This window comes from Phenylobacterium sp., assembly GCF_041919955.1.
Taxonomy (GTDB): Bacteria; Pseudomonadota; Alphaproteobacteria; order Caulobacterales; family Caulobacteraceae; genus Phenylobacterium.
Window position 1 is genome coordinate 1 of record NZ_JAYRSU010000046.1, and the last position, 2,833, is coordinate 2,833.

3 protein-coding genes are annotated in these 2,833 nt (G+C 66.9%); all 3 read left to right on the forward strand.

From position 1 onward, the window contains the following. Positions 1-219: hypothetical protein (locus ACE3T2_RS20950; protein WP_374661005.1), on the forward strand; the 219-nt coding region annotated here is incomplete at its 5' end. A 6-nt stretch (positions 220-225) separates the two neighbouring features. Further along, positions 226-2,463, forward strand: coding sequence for a patatin-like phospholipase family protein (locus ACE3T2_RS20955; protein ID WP_374661007.1), 2,238 nt, complete (start codon positions 226-228; stop codon positions 2,461-2,463). A 55-nt stretch (positions 2,464-2,518) separates the two neighbouring features. Beyond that, complete coding sequence (locus tag ACE3T2_RS20960; RefSeq protein ID WP_374661009.1) at positions 2,519-2,707, forward strand: hypothetical protein; 189 nt, start codon at positions 2,519-2,521, stop codon at positions 2,705-2,707. Positions 2,708-2,833 lie beyond the last annotated feature (126 nt).

Genomic DNA, 2,833 nt, shown 5'->3' on the forward strand with positions numbered 1-2,833 from the left:
GGCCAGAATGCTGCGGGTTCGAGGCTTGATCCACCCGACTTCGGCCGTTTGCGCGACGACAGACACCGCTCGGGGCGAAAAACGCTTGCCCAGCGAGCAAAATCAGGCGATCTTGAAGTCAAGCGGCGGGCCACTTGGGGAATGTCGGCCAAAGGCGCGTGCGGCCTTAGCGGGCGCCGTCACTTCGCGATGGGCGCCATCGCTGTGCCGACAGGGTGAGCCCGGATGTCCCTCGTGGATGCACTTGCGCTCGTCAAACGCCTCCTGATCCTGGGCTGCATGCTCGGCGTGATGTGGCTCGGGGTCTGGATCGCTCCAGCCTTCGGCCAGGAACGGCCTGCGCCGGCGCGGCCAAAAATCGGCCTGGTGCTGTCGGGCGGCGGCGCGATGGGCATGGCCCATGTCGGCGCCATCCAGACGCTGGAGAAGCTCGGCATCCGTCCGGACCTGGTGGTCGGAACCTCGATGGGGTCGATCGTCGGCGGCCTCTATGCATCGGGCATGAGCGGAAACGAGCTCGAGCACGCCATCGAGACCATGGACTGGGACCTGATCTTCGACACCTCGCCGCCGCGCGAGGGGCTGACCTATCGTGAAAAGCAGCTGCAGGCGGCGTTCCCGGTCAAGGCCAGCGTGGGACTCGCCGGCACGCGGCTGCGCAGGCCCGACGCGTTGATCTCGGACGCCAACCTGGTGCTCGAACTGCGCCGGCTGGTGCGAGTGCGCGCCGCGGTCCCGACCTTCGACGACCTGCCGATCCCGTTCCGGGCGGTCGCTACCGATATCGAGACCGGCAAGAAGGTGGTGCTCGACCGCGGTGAACTGGCCGGCGCCATGCGCGCCTCGATGTCGGTGCCGGGCGTGTTCGCGCCCTACAGCCTGGACGGCAAGCTGCTGGTCGATGGGGGCATGTCCGATAACGTGCCGATCGATGTGGCGCGAGAGATGGGCGCCGACGTCGTCATCGTCGTGGCGACCCAGACGCCGTTGCTGCCGGCCGACCAACTTCGCAGTCTCGGCGGCATTCTCGGACAGACGGTCACCATGCTGATCCTGGCCAACGAGCGCCAGCAGCTGGCGACGCTGAAGCCCGGCGACGTGCTGATCAGCGTCAACACCGGGGAGCTGTCTTCAACAGACTTCAAGCGCGGTGCGGAGTTCATCGCGATCGGCAAGGCGGCGTCCGAAAAGCAGCTCGCCGGCCTGCAGCGCATCGCCGCGCTCGGCCCGTCGCAGCCGGCCGTCAGCGTCGACAAGCCGCCGCCGACAATCGACTACGTGAAGGTCGAAAACGACTCCCGGCTTTCGGACAAGATCCTGCTGCGGCGGATCGAGCCGTTCGTGGGCAAGCCGATGGAGCCTGACGAGGTCGGGACGGCCATGCGCGACATCTACGCGATGGGCATGTTCTCGCGCGTCGACTACCGGATCGAGGAGGGCGCCGACGGGCGGACAGGCCTGGTGGTCAACGCCGTCCAGCGGCCCGGCGACGCCAACCGCCTGCGCCCCGGCGTGACCATCGCCGCCTCCAGCGAGAGCGGCACCGAGTTCGACTTTTCCGCCGAACTGCGGCTGGTGCAGCTCGACAGCTATGGCTCGGAGGCGCGCTTCGTCGGCGCGCTAGGCGAGCGGACATTATTCTCGGCCGAGTACTTCAAGGTGCTCGACAGCTACCAGCGCTGGTTCGTCGACGTGATGGGATCGGTGCAGAAGCGCCCGATCAAGGTCTACAACGACACCGGGTTCCGGCTGGGCGAGTACGATGCCTCCTACGGCCTGCTTTCGCTGGCGCTGGGCCGCCAGTTCGGGACGATCGCCGAACTGCGCGCTGGCGTCGATCTCGGGAGCGGATCGGCCTCGCTGCAGGAGGGCGACCTCGCGCCGCGCGATTTCGATCTCAAATGGGGGCAATTGGCCTTCTCCGCCGGGGCCGACACGCTGGACAATCCGTATTTCCCCAGCCGCGGTATGAGCGGACGGCTGCAGTGGAACGTCGGGCTGGAGGCGCTGGGAAGCGAGACCGGCTTCCAGACCCTGCGGTTGGACAGCATCTACGCCGTCAGCAAGGGGCGCCAGGCGCTCAACTTCAACATCTCCGGCGGCGAGACGATTCAGGGCGACCTGCCGCTGGCCTCGCTGTTCACCCTGGGCGGGCCGTTCAGCTTCCCAGGCTATTCGGTCGAGGAATTGACGGGCGAGACCTTCGCCGTCGCGCGCGGCATGTACCGTTACAAGCTGACCGACAGCTCCAAGAGCCTGATGAGCGTGCCGCTCTATGTCGGGGCGACCCTGGCGGTCGGCAACGTTTGGGCGCGGCATGGAGACGCCGAGGCGAACGACGTGCGGGTGGGCGCGAACGTGTTCCTGGCGGCCGACACCCTGATCGGCCCGGTGTTCATCACCGCTGGGGCGGCGGACGACGGGCGGACAGCGGTCTACTTCTTCATCGGCAAGCCGTTCTGAGGTGGGAACTTCGCCGCGTGGCGGGCGGTTGCCCGTGCGGAGGCAGCGACCAATCATGGCGCAGGCCAGACATACGCAGGACGGGAGCCGGACTAACGTACGGCCGCGCTCGCGGCTGGACGGTCATCGGGCGATCCTCTGGATCCTGGCCCTGGCGTTCGCGGTGTTCGTGGTGGTGTTCCTGACCAGCCCCAAGGAAGGGGCCGACCCGCAGACGGGCGCGCCGCCGGGCGAAGTCCCTTGATCCCACATTCTCCAAGTAAGTCGCTGATTTCGCTGTCGTAATCGTGATATTTCGCATATAAATCATGGCGTTGACGGCTGCGAGGGGCGCGTTTCATGGATCACCTGGAGGGTGCGGGCTTGGCGC